We start from the raw sequence: 16048 nt of genomic DNA on the forward strand, positions 1-16048 counted from the left end.
CGCCGTGGACAACGAAGTCTCCGCGGGAAGCGCAACGTCAACCACTCTCGGCCACCTCGCACTGGGACTGACCCTGCTGGCCTTCGGTATCGGCCACACCGGTGTGATCGACAACGTCGCGGCGTCCGATGCCGCGTCACTCGCGACCTGGGTGGGCGGGGTCGCACTGTTCATCGTCGGGTTGCTCGAGTTCCGTGCGGGCAACGGCGGTACGGGTACGGCCTTCGCGGGCCTCGGCGCCTTCTGGTTCACCTGGGGCAACGGCGTCGGCTCGGAGGTCTCGGCGGAGGCCGCGGGACTGTTCCTGCTGCTGTTCGCGCTTCTGGCACTGACGCTCACCGCCGCCTCCGCGGGCAGCGGAATCTTCGGACAGGGCGTCTACGGGCTGCTGTTCATCTCGCTGCTGTTGCTCGCCATCGCGGCGTTGGCCGAGAACGACGGTCTTGCGAAGGCCGGCGGCTGGGTCGGCGCGGTCGCGGGCCTCGCGGCCTGGTACGGCGCCACGGCGGCGCTCGCCCACTGGCCCACGTTCACCGGGCGCGCTGCCGGCCGGGGGGTGACGGCCACCGGCTGAGCGGCCACGGGCCGGCGTGAGGGCAACGCCGGCGACGAAAAGGGCGACCCCTTCTGCGCGCAGGTGGCGTGCGCAGAAGGGGTCGCCCCCTTTTGTCAAGTCCCGAATTGCCGTGCCGTGACGCACATCACCCGGACGGGCTTACTTGAAGCACGGGCTCACTCAGAGCACATGAACACACCGCTTATCACTGAAGGAGAATCCTCATGACCAGCAACTCGCGCGCCAAGCGCCTGGTGATGTTCGCCGCCGCGACCGCACTGGCGGCAGGAGGCGCGCTGCTGCCGTCCAGCGCGTTCGCCGCGCCGGCGGCGGCGCCTGCCGGTGCCGCGGTCATGCCGGCAGCCGCCACCTACGCCACCTGGGACGACGACAGTGACGACGGCTGGGACGACTACGGCTGGGACGACTACGACGACTGCTGGGAGGACGACGACGGCGACGACGGCGACGACGGTTGGGACTGACAGGAGGTGACGGAGCAGCGCGGGCGCGGTCCCTGATCAGGACCGCGCCCGCGCTGTGCCTACTTCGCCGACCCGTCCGGGGCCGGGGCAGGGATCACTCGACGGTGACGGACTTCGCCAGGTTCCGCGGCTTGTCGATGTCCCGGCCCAGGGCCAGGGCCGTGTGGTAGGCGAGGAGCTGCAGCGGGATGCCCATGAGGATCGGGTCGAGCTCGTCCTCGTTCTTCGGGACGAGGATCGTGTGGTCGGCCTTCTCCTGCACCTGGTGCGCGACCGCGAGGATCTGGCCGCTGCGGGCCTTGATCTCCTCCAGTGCGGCGCGGTTCTTCTCCAGCAGATCGTCGTCGGGGACGATCGCGACGGTCGGCAGCGCGGGCTCGATGAGCGCCAGCGGTCCGTGCTTCAGCTCGGAGGCCGGGTAGGCCTCGGCGTGGATGTACGAGATCTCCTTGAGCTTCAGGGAGGCCTCGAGCGCCACCGGGTAGCCGCGGACCCGGCCGATGAACATCATCGACTTGGCGTCGGCGTACTGGTCCGCCAGCTTCTTGATGTCGTCCTCGCTCTGGAGGATCTCGGAGATCTGCTCGGGCAGCCTGCGCAGGCCCTCGATGATCCGCTTGCCGTCGGCGACGGACAGGTCCCGGATGCGGCCCAGGTGCAGCGCGAGCAGCGCGAAGGCGACGACCGTGTTGGTGAAGCACTTCGTCGACACGACGCAGACCTCGGGGCCGGCGTGCACATACACGCCGCCGTCCGTCTCGCGGGCGATCGCGGAGCCGACCACGTTCACGACGCCGAGAACCCGCGCGCCCTTGCGCTTGAGCTCCTGGACGGCCGCAAGCACGTCGTAGGTCTCACCGGACTGCGAGACGGCGATGTACAGGGTGTCGGGGTCCACGACCGGGTTCCGGTAGCGGAACTCGGAGGCCGGCTCGGAGTCGGCGGGGATACGCGCCAGGGACTCGATGAGCCCGGCGCCGATGAGGCCCGCGTGGTAGGAGGTGCCGCAGCCGAGGATCTTGACGCGGCGGATGCCGCGGGCCTCGCGGGCGTCCAGGTTCAGACCGCCCAGGTGCACCGTGGAGAACCGGTCGTCGATGCGGCCGCGCAGCACGCGGTCCACCGCGTCGGGCTGCTCGGAGATCTCCTTGTGCATGTACGTGTCATGGCCGCCCATGTCGTAGGAGGCGGCCTCCCACTCGACGGTCTCAGGGGTGGCGGTGGTCCGCGTGCCCGAGGTCGTGTAGGTGCGGAAGTCGTCCGCCTTCAGGGTGGCCATCTCGCCGTCGTTCAGGGTGACGACCTGGCGGGTGTGGGCGACCAGCGCGGCGACGTCGGAGGCGACGAACATCTCCTTCTCGCCGATGCCGAGGACGACCGGGGAGCCGTTGCGGGCGACGACGATCCGGTCGTTGAAGTCGGCGTGCATGACGGCGATGCCGTACGTGCCCTCGACGACCTTGAGCGCCTCGCGGACCTTCTCCTCCAGGGAGTCGGCCTGGGACCGCGCGATCAGGTGGGTGAGGACCTCGGTGTCGGTCTCGGAGGCGAAGACGACACCGTCGGCCTCCAGCTTGGCGCGCAGCTCGGCGGCGTTGTCGACGATGCCGTTGTGGACGACCGCGACCTTGTTCTCGGGGTCCATGTGCGGGTGCGCGTTGTGGTCGCTCGGGGCGCCGTGGGTGGCCCAGCGGGTGTGGGCGATGCCGGTGGTACCGGCGAAGCGCTTGGGGACGCGGGCCTCGAGGTCGCGGACCCGGCCCTTGGCCTTGACCATCTTCAGCCCGGTGGACTTGGGGCTGGTGATCACGATGCCCGCGGAGTCGTAACCCCGGTACTCCAGCCGCGCCAGGCCTTCCAGCAGCAGCGGCGCGACATCACGCTTCCCGATGTAACCGACGATTCCGCACATAGAGCTATGCCCCTCCGATGACGTTCAGGTGTGTGCCCGGCCGTTTCAGCCGTAGACGATGCGACGCAGTTGCCGGAGCGAGAGCTCGGGCGGCGCCACGGCGCGGTACGGCAGCTCGGCCGCGATCCGTTCGAAGATCTCCGTGTTCACGGCTCCGCCGGCCTGCAGCTCGCGATGGCGTCGGCGGACGAAGTCCTCGGTCGTCTCGTCGAAGAACGCCAGCACGTCGAGCACCACCCGGGCCGCCTCACCGCGCTGGAGCGCGGTGCTGCGCACCAGGTGGTCGACGAGATCGTCATGCGACGGCGGGCGACGTTCGAGCACCCGTAGATACTGAGGGCTGACAGGGCTCGAACGCAAGAATTCTGCCCGATTTCAGGCAGAAGCCTGCGTGATCATGACTGCGACCGCGTTTTATGTCCGCTTTATCTGGATTCACATGCGCCTGAGGACGGCCTGCTTGGCCGTGGTGAACTCCTCGTCCGTGAGTATCCCCGCTTGTCGCAGCTCCCCCAGCTCGCGCAGTCGCCGGAGCAGTACGTCATGATCGTCGGCGGTGACGGGGATCGCCGGCGCCTGCTCCCGTGCCGGGGGTTTCTCCGGGGCGTTCGGATGCGGAAGCCGGGCGATCACCGCGGCCGCGACGAGGACTGCGGTGTGCTCCTTGCGGGACAGCCCCCACAGGTCGAGGGCGTACGGGTCGTACTTGGCGGGGCCCGATGAGGTCCTGCCGCGCATGACGAAGCGCAGATGACCGTTCTCCAGGCCGATCGCGGGCAGCCACTGCACCGCGGTCACCTCCGAGAGCGGGAAGGTGCTCGCACCCGAGGCGCCCTTCGACTCCTCGGCCTTCCAGTTCCAGGCGAGCCGGATCGTCTCGCCGTCGAAGGAGGCGGTGCCGTCGCCGCCGCCGCCCGAGACGGGCACGGCCGGGTCCGGCAGCAGGAAGCGGTCCGCCGGTCCGTCCGGGACCTGGTCCAGCAGCAGGGCGTTGCGCAGTTCGTCCACGAAGTACTCGGCCACGCCGCTGCGGTCGTTGTCGACGGTCAGCCGGTACGGGTCGCCGTTCTCGGGCAGTCGGCCGTCCGCGGCCAGCAGCTGGGGGTCCCCCCGCCGAAGGCAGGGGGAGGGTCGCTGCCGTCGCGCAGCTTCAGCCGCAGCCGCCCGCTGCGGCGCCCCGGCTCGAAGGCGATCCCGGCCAGCGCCTCCAGCGGCACGGCGAGTTCACCGAGCGCCTGCCGCACCGGATGCGTCTTGCCGCCGCTGCCGGGCACGACGCGGACGACGTCGCCGTCGAAGGTCCAGGTCCCGTCCTTCTGGATGATTTCGGCCATGGGGGTGATTGTCGCACCGGGGGTGGCGGAGGTTTCGGTTCCGTGGGTGGTCGTGATGACCGGGGGTCCGGGGGTCGTCCCCGGGGATGCGGGGGCGCCATGGAGGCATCGCCGCATCGAGGATGGCGGAGGTTTCGGTTCCGGTGGCGCGGCCAAGGACCGGAAGTGGTCTACACCTTGACCACTCATGGGGTGCGCGGTACGGATGGTGACCGTTCGGTTGCTCGGCACCACAGTTGTGACGCCCTCGGAAGGGACCCAGCCTGTGAGACAGCACAGAACATTTCCCCGGCTCCTCGGCTCGCTGCTTCTCGTCGCGGCGGCCGGCATCTCCAGCGTCGGAGCCGTACCGGGCGGCGCCGGTGCGGCTCCCGATACCGCGCCCGCCGCCGTCAGACCGCTCGGCGAGGTCGTCCCCGCCCCCGCGTCCGTCAAGCCCTCCGGAGCTCCGTACGCCCTCACCCCCGCGACCCGCATCAGGGTCGACGACGACTCGCGCGAGGCGCGGCGCATCGGCGCGTATCTGGCCGCCGTGCTGCGGCCCTCCACCGGGTACGCGCTGCCCGTCACCGACGACGACCATGGACGCGGCGGCATCCGACTGGCGCTCGGGTCGCGCGACAGGAGCCTCGGCGACGAGGGCTACCGCCTGGAGTCGGGCATCGGCGGGGTCACCATCACCGCCCGCACGCCGGCAGGCCTCTTCCACGGCGTCCAGACGCTCCGTCAGCTGCTGCCCGCCACCGTCGAGAAGGACACCCGGCAGGCCGGCCCCTGGCGGGTTCCCGGCGGCACCATCACCGACTCCCCGCGCTTCGGCCACCGCGGCGCGATGCTCGACGTCTCCCGGCACTTCTTCACGGTCGACCAGGTCAAGCTCTACATCGACCAGCTCGCCCTCTACAAGATCAACAAGCTGCATCTGCATCTCTCCGACGACCAGGGCTGGCGGATCGCCATCGACTCCTGGCCGCGGCTGGCGACCTACGGCGGCTCCACCCAGGTCGGCGGTGGCCCCGGCGGCCACTACACCAAGGCCCAGTACAAGGAGATCCTGGCCTACGCCGCGTCCCGCCATCTCGAGGTGATCCCCGAGATCGACATGCCGGGCCACACCAACGCCGCTCTCGCCTCCTACGCCGAGCTGAACTGCGACGGGATCGCCCCGCCGCTCTACACCGGCACCGGCGTCGGCTTCAGCTCGCTCTGTGTGCCGAAGGCCGTCACGTACGACTTCGTCGACGACGTCGTACGCGAACTCGCCGCGCTCACCCCCGGCAGATACCTGCACATCGGCGGCGACGAGGCCCACTCCACCAGCCACGCCGACTATGTGGCGTTCATGGACAGGGCACAGGCCGTCGTCGCCAAGTACGGCAAGACGGTGGTCGGCTGGCACCAGCTGACAGGGACGACGCCGGCGAAGGGCGCGGTCGCCCAGTACTGGGGCCTGGACGGCACCGGCGCGGCCGAGAAGGAACAGGTCGCGGCCGCCGCGCGGAACGGCACGCGGCTGATCCTGTCGCCCGCCGACCGGATCTACCTCGACATGAAGTACACCAAGGACACCCCGCTGGGCCTGGCCTGGGCCGGTTACGTCGAGGTGCAGCGCGCGTACGACTGGGACCCGGGTGCCTATCTGCCCGGCGCACCCCCGTCGGCGATCGCCGGGGTCGAGGCGCCGCTCTGGTCGGAGACCGTCTCGACCAGCGACCACATCGAGTACATGGCCTTCCCGAGGCTCCCCGGCGTCGCGGAGCTCGGCTGGTCCCCGGCGTCGACGCACGACTGGGACGCGTACAAGGTGCGGCTCGCGGCGCAGGGGCCTCGCTTCGAGGCGCTGGGCATCGACTACTACCGCTCGCCGCAGGTGCCGTGGCCGGCTGAGTGAGGGGGTCCCGGCGGAGGTGGAGGGCCTCCACCTCACTTGGCCGGCGGCACCCCGACGCAGGCGCCGGCGCCCGGGGGACCCTAACCCCGGGCGCCGGCCCGTCTTCGGTGCGCGGAACGCGCTGTTTCAGCGCGCGAAGCGCGCTATCGGGTTCTTCAGGCTGCCCACCAGCTGGAGCGCGCCCGAAGGGTCGGCGAGGTCGACCATCTGCTTGTTGTTGCGCAGCTGCAGCCGGTTGAGGCAGGACAGCGCGAACTCGTCGGCGAACATGTCGTACTGCGCGAACCTGTCCGCCAGATGCGGCGACGAATCCTGATAGGCCGTCACGCACTCCGCGACCGCCCGCCAGAACGTCTCCTCGTCGACGACACCCTCCGTCGCCAGCGTGGCGCCGAGGAAGCGGAAGAAGCAGTCGAAGACGTCGGTGAAGATCGACAGCAGCTTCATGTCCTCGGGGACCTCGGCGCGGACCCGCTCCACCGCCGGCGGAAGGACTGCGTCCGGGTCCATCACGCAGATCTCCTCGGCGATGTCCTTGAAGATCGCCCGCCGCACGGTCCCGTCGTCGCCGATGACGAGGACGACGTTCTCGCCGTGCGGCATGTAGACGAGGTCGTATGCGTAGAAGGAGTGCAGCACCGGCAGTAGATACGCGTCGAGGTAGCGCCGCAGCCACACCTCGGGCGCCAGCCCCGACTCCGCGATCAGCGCGCCCGCGAACGACTTCCCGGCACGGTCGACATGGAGCAGCGAGGCCATCGTCGCGAGCCGCTCACCGTGCTCCAGCGTGGGTACCGGGCTCTCGCGCCAGAGCGCGGCGAGCATTTTGCGGTACGGGGAGAAGCGGTCCGTGGCGGCCTCGTACTCCAGGTGCCGGTAGCCGACCGCCGCCCGCTCGCGGATGATCGAGAAGCGGGCCGCCTTCAGCACGTCGTCGCTCGCGATCAGCGCCGCCAGCCAGTCGTTGATGGCGGGCGTCGCCTCCATGTACGCGGCGGACAGACCCCGCATGAAGCCCATGTTGATGACGGACATCGCCGTCTTGACGTAGTGCTTGGCCGGGTCGCTCGTGTTGAAGAAGGTACGGATCGACTGCTGGGCCAGGTACTCGTCGTCGCCCTCACCGAGCGGCACCAGGCGCTGCTGGGCGATCTCGGCGGCGAAGGTGACGGACAGCTTGTTCCACCACTGCCAGGGGTGGACCGGCATCAGCAGATAGGCGTCCGGGTCCAGGCCGAGCCCGCGCAGCCGGGCGTCGAAGCGGTCGAGCGTCTCCTGGCCCAGCTCGGCGCGCAGCAGGTTCTCGTAGCCGAGGTCCGCGCAGGAGGTGAAGGTCGCGCGGGAGCGGTGCGCGGCGACCCACAGCAGCCGGACCGGGGCCGCGGCCTCGGGGGCGTACCGGTGGTACTCGTGCACACCGAAGCCCAGCCGTCCGTTGTTGGCGACGAAGCAGGGGTGGCCCTCGGTCATCCCGGTCTCGATCGCCTGGAAGGAGGCGCGGGCCAGATCGGCCGCGGACACCTCGGGCTTGGTGAGCTTGTAGGCCGTGCCGGACAGGGTGGAGGAGATCTCCTCCAGATAGACCGGCAGGATCTCGTCGGACAGGCCCAGCGCGCCGCGCAGTTCGGTGCAGAACTCCAGGGCGTCCAGGGGGAGCTCGCCGCCGTCCCGGTGGCGGGTGAGGGACTCGGCGACGACCTGCCAGTGGTCGAGGGCGAGCCGGCCGGCCGTGAAGCGGTACTCGGTCGTGCCGTCGTCGCTGAGCACCGCGTAGCGGTCTCCCCCGGAGCCACCGGCCTGGGTGGGGGTCCCCTGGGGGCGCCCCCAGGCGTGAGCTCTGGGGGAAGAGCCAGGGGGAGCGCCCCCACCGAGCGCCTTCGGGGTGATGAGCCGTTCGTGCGAGAACTCGGCGATGGCTTTGCGGATCAGCTGACGGTTGGCCTCGGCCCACAGTTCGGGCGTGAGGTGGGAGACGCTGTCGATCGCGGTGGTCACCGGGCCTCCTCCCGTACGGCGGCCTCGAACTGCTCGCGCGTGCAGAAACTCAGCAGGGCCTTCTTCTCGGGCTTCTGTATCTCCCGTTCGGGTACGAAGCCGACCGCCTCGTTCAGCGCGTGGACGGCCTTGTTCGACACGTCCGGCTCGACGACGACGCGCCGGGTCGCCGGGTCCGCGAACAGCTCACGCATCACCGCGATGATCACGGCACGGGTGAAGCCGTGCACCGGGGTGTCCGTCGGGGCGACGAGGAAGTGCATGCCGACGTCGCCCGGCAGGGGCTCGTACAGGCCGACCAGCTCGACCTTCGACGGGTCGTACCGCTCCATCAGGAAGGCCGGCTCCCCGTCGTGCAGGCCGAGGAAGGCGTGATGGTGCTCGGCGGCCGCGATGGCCATGTACTCGCGCTCCACATCGTGGAGTTCGGCGTCCTGCATCATCCAGAACGCGGCCTTGGGGTGGGTGATCCAGCCGTGCAGCAGCTCGGCGTCGCTCGGGGTCTCCCCACCGGAGGTAGGGGAAGGGTCGACGGGCCGGAAGGTGAACGTCCCCAGGGCGGGGGCGACGGTGCTCATACGGCGAACTCCTGGAACGCGATGGTCTTCTCTACGGGGTAGTACTCGCTGCCGAGCAGCTCGCGGATGATGTACGCGTTGCGGTACGCGCCCATGCCCAGGTCGGGCGAGGTGATGGAGTGCGTGTGCACGCTCGCGTTCTGCAGGAAGATGCCGCGTCCTGTGGTGTCGACGGAGTAGTTGCGGGCGACGTCGAAGCGGCCCTGACCGTCCCAGCGGATGCGGTCGCGCACGGGCTCCAGGAACTCGGGGGTCACGTACTTGTAGCCGGTGGCGAGGATCAGGCCCTCGGTGCTGATCTCGAAGTCCTTGCCCTGCTCCTCCTGGCGCAGCCCCAGCGTGTACGTCCCGGTCCCGGGCTCGTACGAGGCGGTCTGCAGAGCCGAGTTGGTGAGCAGCCGGGTCGGGACCGGGCCCTTCAGGTTCTTCTGGTAGAGCAGGTCGAAGATCTCGTTGATCAGTTCCCCGTCGATGCCCTTGAACAGGCCCTTCTGCTGCGACTCCAGCCGGTGGCGGGTGGCCTCCGGCAGCGCGTGGAAGTAGTCGATGTACTCGGGGGACGTCATCTCCAGCGTCAGCTTGGTGTACTCGAGCGGGAAGAACCGCGTGGAGCGGGTCACCCAGTTGAGCTGGTAGCCGTGGACGTCGATCTCGGCGAGCAGGTCGTAGTAGATCTCCGCGGCGCTCTGGCCGCTGCCGACGAGGGTGATGGACCTCTTCTTCTGCAGCTCCTCCTTGGACTGGAGGTAGCGCGAGTTGTGGAGGAAGTCGCCGTCGAGGCCCTGGCAGGCGTCCGGGATGTACGGCGGGGTGCCGGTGCCCAGGACGAGCCGGCGAGCGCGGAGGGTCTCGCCGTCGGCGGTGTGGACGACGTACAGCTCGCTCCCGGCCTCGTACGCGACCTTCGTCACCGTCGTGCTGAAGCGGATGCTGCTCAGTTCGGCGGCGGCCCAGCGGCAGTAGTCGTTGTACTCGGTCCGCAGCGGATAGAAGTTCTCGCGGATGTAGAAGGAGTAGAGCCGCCCCTTCTCCTTCAGGTAGTTGAGGAAGGAGTACGGGGAGGTCGGGTCGGCGAGGGTGACCAGGTCCGACATGAACGGCGTCTGGAGGTGGGCGCCCTCGAGGAACATCCCCGAGTGCCATTCGAAGTCCGGCTTGGACTCCAGGAACACTCCGTTCAGCTCGTCGATGGGCTCGGTCAGGCAGGCGAGGCCGAGGTTGAACGGACCGAGACCGATCCCGATGAAATCAAGAGGCGTGGACAAGGGTCTCTCCCAGGTACTGCTCGGCGTGGCCGGCCATCAGATCGAGGACGGCGGCGATGTCGTGCACGGTCGTCTCGGGGTTCAGCAGGGTGAATTTCAGGTACTGGCGGCCGTCGACCTTGGTCCCGGCGACGACGGCCTCGCCGGAGGCGAACAGGGCCTTGCGGGCATAGAGGTTGGCGCGGTCGATCTCGGCCGGGGCGGTGACGCGCGCGGGGACGTAGCGGAAGACCAGCGTAGAGAGCTGGGGTTCGACGACGACGTCGTAGCGCGGGTCGCCGGCGAGCAGCTGCCAGCCCTCCGCCGCCAGGTCGCAGACCTCGTCGAAGAGCCGGCCGACACCGTCGGCACCCATGACGCGCAGCGTCATCCACAGCTTGAGGGCGTCGAAGCGGCGGGTGGTCTGGAGGGACTTGTCGACCTGGTTGGGGGTCCTCCCCCGTAGCCCTTCGGGCACGGGAGGTGCCCCCACCTCCACCGTGGGCGCGGGGTTGAGGTAGTCCGCGTGGTACGTGGCGTGGCGCAGCGTGACCCCGTCCCGTACCAGCAGAGCGGAGGAACTCACCGGCTGGAAGAAGGACTTGTGGTAGTCGACGGTGACCGAGTCGGCGCGCTCGATGCCGTCCAGGAGGGGACGGCGGGTGGGGGAGGCGAGCAGTCCGCAACCGTAGGCGGCGTCGACGTGCATCCAGGTGCCGTACAGCGTGCACAGGTCGGCGATCTCGGGGAGCGGATCGATGGATCCGAAGTCGGTGGTGCCGGCGGTGGCGACGACGGCCATCGGGACGAGTCCGTCCTGCTTGCACTTCTCCAGCTCGGCGGCGAGGGCCGCGGTCTGGAGGCGCCTGTCCCGGTCGACCGGGACGGACACGACGGCGTCGCGGCCGAGGCCGAGGAGGGTCGCGGACTTCTGGACGCTGAAGTGGCTGCACTCGGAGGAGAAGATGCGCAGCTTCGACAGGGCGGTCGTGTCGGCGGGCTTGGCCTCTTCGCGAGCCAGCAGCAGTGCCTGGAGGTTGGACTGCGTACCGCCGCTGGTGAACACGCCGTCGGCGGCGGGGCCGAGGCCGATGCGGCCCGCGGTCCAGTCGATGAGGCGGCGCTCGATCAGGGTGCCGCCGGCGCTCTGGTCCCAGGTGTCGAGCGAGGAGTTGACGGCGGACAGGATCGCCTCGCCGAGAACGGCGGGGATGACGACCGGGCAGTTGAGGTGACCCAGGTAGCGGGGGTGGTGGAAGTAGACCGCGTCGCGCAGATAGACCTGCTCCAGCTCGTCGAGCGCGGCGGTCGTGTCGCCGAGCGGCTGGTCCAGGTCGACGGCGGCGATCGCCGGGGCGAGCTCGTCGGGGGTGACTCCGGTGAACGGCCGTCGGGTCGTGGCGAGTTTGTTCGCCACCCGCTCGACTCCTTCGGTCACGGAGCGCCGGTAACGCTCCGCCGTTGTGTCGTTGAGCAGGTGCGAGCGCATGGTGGGGGTCCTCCCGGTGCGGGGACGTGGTCGCCCCCAGAGACAGGAACGGAGGCAGAGGGGCGACTCGAACTGAGGTTAGCCTAACCTAAGTTCGAGGCCTCGCCGACCTCTTCCGGTCCTTTCGTCCCAGGAGGCGTGGCGACTTGGATCACACTCGGCGCGTGGCCGCGCGTCGGCCGCACGGGGCGGCACGACGGTGCAGCTCCGTCGGGCGGGGCCACGGAGCTGCACAGTCGGGGGATATGCGGATCAGGCCTCGTCGTCCGGGACTTCGCGCAGGGCGTCCTCGCTGAGGCCCTTGCGCCAGTAGCCGACGAACGTGACGCGGCGGCGGTCCAGTCGGCGCTCGTTCACCAGATGGCGGCGCAGCGCCTTGACCGAACCGGACTCGCCCGCGATCCAGGCGTACGGGTCCGAGCCGGCGAACCGGGCGGCGCGCACGGCCTCGACGGCGGACGGCGCTCCCTGCGCCCGCACCAGCCAGGTGACGGTGGCGTCGGCGGCGGTCGTGAGCTCCAACCGGTCGTCGGCGTAAGGAACTTCGAGCCAGACCTGGGCCCGGATTCCTGAGGGCAGCCACTCCAGGACGGCCGAGGCGGCGGGCAGTGCCGTCTCGTCGGCCCAGATCAGCACCGAGTCGGCGTCGTCGGGGAGCCGGAAGCGCACGGCGGTGTTGTCGGCGACCGCGGGGCCGAGCACGGTCACACGGTCACCGGCGGAAGCTTTCTGCGCCCAGCGGCAGGCAGGTCCGCCGTCCTCGTGGACGGCGAAGTCGATGTCGATCTCGCCGTGTTCAGCGGCGTCGGGGCGCTGCTCCCGCACGGTGTACGAGCGCATCACGGCCCGAACGCCGTCCGGCAGCGCACGCCAGGCGCCGAGCGCGGCGTACATGTCCCCGTCCTCGGGAACCGGCACGACGGGCGCGTCCTGGCCGGGATGCGGCAGGAAGAGCGAGAGGGACTGGTCACGGCCACCGGAGGCGAAGTCCACGAAGGCTTCCCCTCCGAAGGTGACACGGATCAACGACGGGCCGAGCCGCCTCGTCCGTACGACCTGGAGAGGGAAGAAACGGAACGGGGCGGCTACGGCTGTCGACATCGTCAGGCGACCTTCTTCGCGTTCTCGATGGCCTTCGCGAGGTCCTCGAGGATCGGCGTGCACTTCTCGTACGAGTAGATCGGCTCCGTGACACGCGGGATGACCTGGCCGGCCTTGACGGCGGGCAGCTGGGCCCAGGTCGGCTTGGCCTTCAGGGCGTCGGGCTGAATCGCCGAGGCGCGGTTGTCCATCATGATGATGTCGGCCTTGTACTTGTCGACGTTCTCCCAGCTGAGGCCCTCGAACCAGCCGCCGGCGTCGAGCTTGGTGGGCGTCACGAAGTTGACGCCGAGCTCCTTGAAGTAGAGCGTGTCGGTCGGCCGTCCCGGGGTGGACACGTAGAAGAGGTCGGCGCTCGCGGAGCCGATGAGCACCGTGATCTCGGGCTTGGCCTTCGCGGCGGCGCGCAGCCTGGCCGCTGCCGTCTCGAAGGCGGCCTTGGCGTCCGTGACCTTCTTGGCCGTGACGTCGGCGCCCAGCGACTTCGCGAGGTCGACGTGGCGCTGGAGCACCTTGGGCATCGAGTAGTCGGAGGCCCACAGGGCGACGGACGGGGCCAGCTTGAGGATCTTGTCCTTGGACTGGTCCGGCACGTACCAGAGGGCGTCCTTCTCCCACATGTCGGTGATCAGGACGTCCGGGGCGAGCGCCGCGTACTCCTCGACGTTGAACTCGCCCCAGACATTGCCGAGAACCTTGACCTTGTTGATGTCGAGGTCGCCCGCCTGGACGTCGGGCACCTTCGTGCCCTTCGCCTTGTCCTCGACGTACGTCGGGCCGAAGACGCCCTTGACCTCGATGCCGAAGTCGTGGAGGGCGGCGGCCGCGCCGCTGAAGGCGACGATGTTCTTCGGGGTCGCCTTGGTCTTGGCCGTCAGGCCGCGGTCGTCCTCGAACTCCCAGGGGCCGGACTTCGCGTCGGCGGCCGAGTCGCTCTTCTTCTCGCCACCGCAGGCGGTGAGCGCGGCGCCGAGCCCGAGGGCGCCTCCGGCGGCCAGCAGGCCGCGTCGGGTGAGATGGGTGGCTCGGGCGTGGGGCATGGCGGAGTCGCTTTCGTACGTGCCGGGTTTCGGCCACTGGGCAAGTTCGAAGGTAGGTTAGCCTAACCTCACGCGATGTCCAGAGGGGGGTCTGGAACCGCTGCCGGGCCGCTCGCGTGAGACAGGACGGAACGGGGCACACGGGGGACGACCATGGGACTGCGGATCCACTTCACCTACGAGGACTTGACCCGGGTGGTACTGGCGGACGCGCCGGACCCCCTGTGGGAAGCGCTCCTCAGCCTTCATCTGCTGCAGAGCCGCGACGGGCCGCTGGTCTAGGGGAGTTGGCGGCGTGCGACCGCGGGGCGCCCGGTCGAGCCGGCGCTGCTCCGGCTGCGGACGCCGGCCCCGCCGGTGGGCTACTCGGGGGACTTCCTCGCCCCTGCCGAGGCGGCCCTGGGCCTCGAGGCAGGGATCGACGCTCTGCTGTCCACGCCACGGGCCCGGCTCCGCACCGACCTGACGGAACTGGCCCTCGCGCGGCGATTACCGGGCTGGGTGCGGCCGTTGGCGGACGGCGACCCACAGGCGCTGCGCGGGACGGCCGGGTTGGTGCGGCGGCATCACGAGCTCCACGTGGCCCCGTACCGGACCCACATCCGGGCGCAGTTCGAGGAAGAGCGGTCCACCGCCGTCAGGGTCCTGCTGCAGAGCGGGTTCGCGGCGATGGCGCAGGGCCTGCACCCCTCGATCCGGTATATGCCGCCGGTCCTGGAGGCCGGCGGACCCCAACTCGACGGCGACCTGCACCTGAACGGACGCGGCCTGCGGATCGTCCCCTCGTTCTTCTGCCGGCCCGGGCCGATCGTGCTCAGGGACCGGACACTCCCACCCGTGCTCGTCTGTCCCCTCACCCACGACCCGCGCTGGCTGGCGCCCTCCGTGTACGGAGGCGAGGACTGCGGGCGGGGCAGCGGGGGCGGCTCGCCCCATCGCGCGCTCGCCGCGCCGCTCGGCCGGGCGAGGGCCGCGGTGCTGGAAGCCGTCGCCGACGGGCTGAGCACCACCGAGCTGTCCCGGATGGCCGGTATCAGCCCCGCCACCGTGAGCCACCACACGGCCGTGCTGCGGGAGGCGGGGCTGATCGCCTCCCGACGGCTCGGGGGCGCGGTCCTGCACAGCCTCACCCCGATGGGCGCGGAACTTCTCGGCGGCCCTCCGGTCAGCAGGATCGGACCGCTGTCGAAGGGCGTGGTGCACGCGGATTCCGGCGAACGGGGATGAGGGCGCGGTGCACGCCCTCGGGCTGCGTCAGCCCGCGATCCCCAGCTCCCGCGCGATCAGCATGCGCTGGACCTCGCTCGTGCCCTCGCCGATCTCCAGGATCTTGGAGTCCCGCCACATCCTGGCGACCGGGTACTCGTTCATGAAGCCGTACCCGCCGTGGATCTGGGTGGCCTCACGGGCGTTGTCGACGGCGACCGTCGAGGAGTAGAGCTTCGCGAGCGCCGCCTCCTTCTTGAACGGCTCGCCGAGCACCAGTCGTGAGGCCGCGTCACGCCAGCCGATACGGGCCATGTGGGCGCGCATCTCCATGTCCGCGATCTTGAACTGGATGGCCTGGTTGTCGCCGATCGGGCGGCCGAAGGCGTGCCGCTCCTTGGCGTACTTCACGGACTCGTCCACACAGCCCTGGGCGAGGCCCGTCGCGAGCGCCGCGATGGCGATCCGGCCCTCGTCGAGGATGCGCAGGAACTGGGCGTACCCGCGGCCCTCCTCGCCCAGCAGGTTCGCCGGCGGGACGCGGACGTCGGAGAACGACAGCTCACGCGTGTCCGACGCGTTCCACCCCACCTTGGAGTAGGGCGCGGCGACGGTGAAGCCGGGGGTGCCGGAGGGGACGATGATCGAGGAGATCTCCGGGCGGCCGTCGGCCTTGCGGCCGGTGACCGCGGTGACCGTGACCAGGGCCGTGATGTCCGTGCCGGAGTTGGTGATGAAGCACTTGGAACCGTTGATCACCCACTCTCCGGTCGCCTCGTCGCGCACGGCGGTGGTCTTCGTGCCACTCGCGTCCGAACCGGCCTCGGGCTCGGTCAGCCCGAAGGCGCCGAGGATCTCACCGGAGCACAACCGGGGCAGCCACTCGCGCTTCTGCTCCTCCGTGCCGAAGCGGTAGACCGGCATGGCGCCGAGCGAGACGCCCGCCTCCAGCGTGATCGCGACGGACGAGTCGACGCGGCCCAGCTCTTCCAGGGCGATGCCGAGGGCGAGGTAGTCGCCGCCCATGCCGCCGTACTCCTCGGGGAAGGGCAGGCCGAACAGGCCCATGCGGCCCATCTCGCGGACGATCTCGTAAGGGAACTCGTGCCGCTCGTAGAAGTCGCCGATCTTCGGGGCGACGACGTCGTGGGCGAACTCCTCGACGGTGCGGCGCAGTTCCTCGTGCTCGGGAGTGAGGCGGTGGTCGAGCGACATGA

14 protein-coding genes and 1 pseudogene are annotated in these 16048 nt (G+C 70.0%); 5 read left to right on the forward strand and 10 right to left on the reverse strand.

What is annotated here, in order from left to right; all coding sequences use genetic code 11:
• Positions 1-4: 4 nt before the first annotated feature.
• Entirely contained in the window at positions 5-574 is a 570-nt protein-coding gene (locus ABT078_RS18290; protein WP_351228815.1) for a GPR1/FUN34/YaaH family transporter, read from the forward strand.
• A 206-nt stretch (positions 575-780) separates the two neighbouring features.
• Positions 781-1041: a hypothetical protein gene (locus ABT078_RS18295; protein WP_351228817.1), complete on the forward strand. Its 261-nt coding sequence runs from the start codon at positions 781-783 to the stop codon at positions 1039-1041.
• 94 nt (positions 1042-1135) lie between these two features.
• On the opposite strand, the gene glmS is transcribed toward ABT078_RS18295, so the two are convergent.
• The 3 genes and pseudogenes from glmS to ABT078_RS18310 all read right to left on the reverse strand — a co-directional run bounded on the left by glmS (position 1136) and on the right by ABT078_RS18310 (position 4287).
• Entirely contained in the window at positions 1136-2953 is a 1818-nt protein-coding gene (gene glmS / locus ABT078_RS18300; protein ID WP_351228819.1) for a glutamine--fructose-6-phosphate transaminase (isomerizing), read from the reverse strand.
• A 45-nt stretch (positions 2954-2998) separates the two neighbouring features.
• Positions 2999-3277: a hypothetical protein gene (locus ABT078_RS18305; protein ID WP_351228821.1), complete on the reverse strand. Its 279-nt coding sequence runs from the start codon at positions 3275-3277 to the stop codon at positions 2999-3001.
• 111 nt (positions 3278-3388) lie between these two features.
• Positions 3389-4287, reverse strand: a pseudogene (locus tag ABT078_RS18310) (DUF4429 domain-containing protein).
• 265 nt (positions 4288-4552) lie between these two features.
• Here ABT078_RS18310 and ABT078_RS18315 point away from each other — a divergent pair.
• Complete coding sequence (locus ABT078_RS18315; RefSeq protein WP_351228823.1) at positions 4553-6178, forward strand: beta-N-acetylhexosaminidase; 1626 nt, start codon at positions 4553-4555, stop codon at positions 6176-6178.
• 126 nt (positions 6179-6304) lie between these two features.
• Here ABT078_RS18315 and ABT078_RS18320 read toward each other — a convergent pair whose 3' ends face one another.
• The 6 genes from ABT078_RS18320 to ABT078_RS18345 form a co-directional block, all read right to left on the reverse strand.
• Complete coding sequence (locus ABT078_RS18320) at positions 6305-8173, reverse strand: IucA/IucC family protein (protein WP_351228825.1); 1869 nt, start codon at positions 8171-8173, stop codon at positions 6305-6307.
• Complete coding sequence (locus ABT078_RS18325; RefSeq protein ID WP_351228827.1) at positions 8170-8751, reverse strand: GNAT family N-acetyltransferase; 582 nt, start codon at positions 8749-8751, stop codon at positions 8170-8172. The genes ABT078_RS18320 and ABT078_RS18325 overlap by 4 nt, the downstream gene beginning before the upstream one ends.
• Positions 8748-10016: a lysine N(6)-hydroxylase/L-ornithine N(5)-oxygenase family protein gene (locus ABT078_RS18330; RefSeq protein WP_351228829.1), complete on the reverse strand. Its 1269-nt coding sequence runs from the start codon at positions 10014-10016 to the stop codon at positions 8748-8750. The genes ABT078_RS18325 and ABT078_RS18330 overlap by 4 nt, the downstream gene beginning before the upstream one ends.
• Entirely contained in the window at positions 10000-11484 is a 1485-nt protein-coding gene (locus tag ABT078_RS18335) for a pyridoxal phosphate-dependent decarboxylase family protein (RefSeq protein WP_351228830.1), read from the reverse strand. Before ABT078_RS18335 ends, ABT078_RS18330 begins: the two co-directional genes overlap by 17 nt.
• A gap of 252 nt (positions 11485-11736) precedes the next feature.
• Positions 11737-12585 carry a siderophore-interacting protein gene (locus ABT078_RS18340; protein ID WP_351228832.1) on the reverse strand — a complete coding sequence of 283 codons (849 nt, stop codon included), beginning with the start codon at positions 12583-12585 and terminating at the stop codon, positions 11737-11739.
• 2 nt (positions 12586-12587) lie between these two features.
• Positions 12588-13625, reverse strand: a complete 1038-nt coding sequence (locus ABT078_RS18345; protein WP_351228834.1) for an ABC transporter substrate-binding protein — start codon at positions 13623-13625, stop codon at positions 12588-12590.
• 153 nt (positions 13626-13778) lie between these two features.
• On the opposite strand from ABT078_RS18345, the gene ABT078_RS18350 reads away from it, so the two are divergent.
• Both ABT078_RS18350 and ABT078_RS18355 read left to right on the forward strand, forming a co-directional pair.
• Positions 13779-13907, forward strand: coding sequence for a hypothetical protein (locus tag ABT078_RS18350; RefSeq protein WP_351228836.1), 129 nt, complete (start codon positions 13779-13781; stop codon positions 13905-13907).
• Between the two features lie 75 nt (positions 13908-13982).
• The gene (locus ABT078_RS18355; protein WP_351228838.1) at positions 13983-14852 is read left to right on the forward strand and encodes an ArsR/SmtB family transcription factor; all 870 of its coding nucleotides are present in this window, start codon (positions 13983-13985) and stop codon (positions 14850-14852) included.
• A 27-nt stretch (positions 14853-14879) separates the two neighbouring features.
• On the opposite strand, the gene ABT078_RS18360 is transcribed toward ABT078_RS18355, so the two are convergent.
• Positions 14880-16046, reverse strand: coding sequence for an acyl-CoA dehydrogenase family protein (locus ABT078_RS18360; protein ID WP_351228840.1), 1167 nt, complete (start codon positions 16044-16046; stop codon positions 14880-14882).
• Positions 16047-16048 lie beyond the last annotated feature (2 nt).

This window comes from Streptomyces sp. NPDC002133 (assembly GCF_040296405.1).
Lineage (GTDB): Bacteria > Actinomycetota > Actinomycetes > Streptomycetales > Streptomycetaceae > Streptomyces.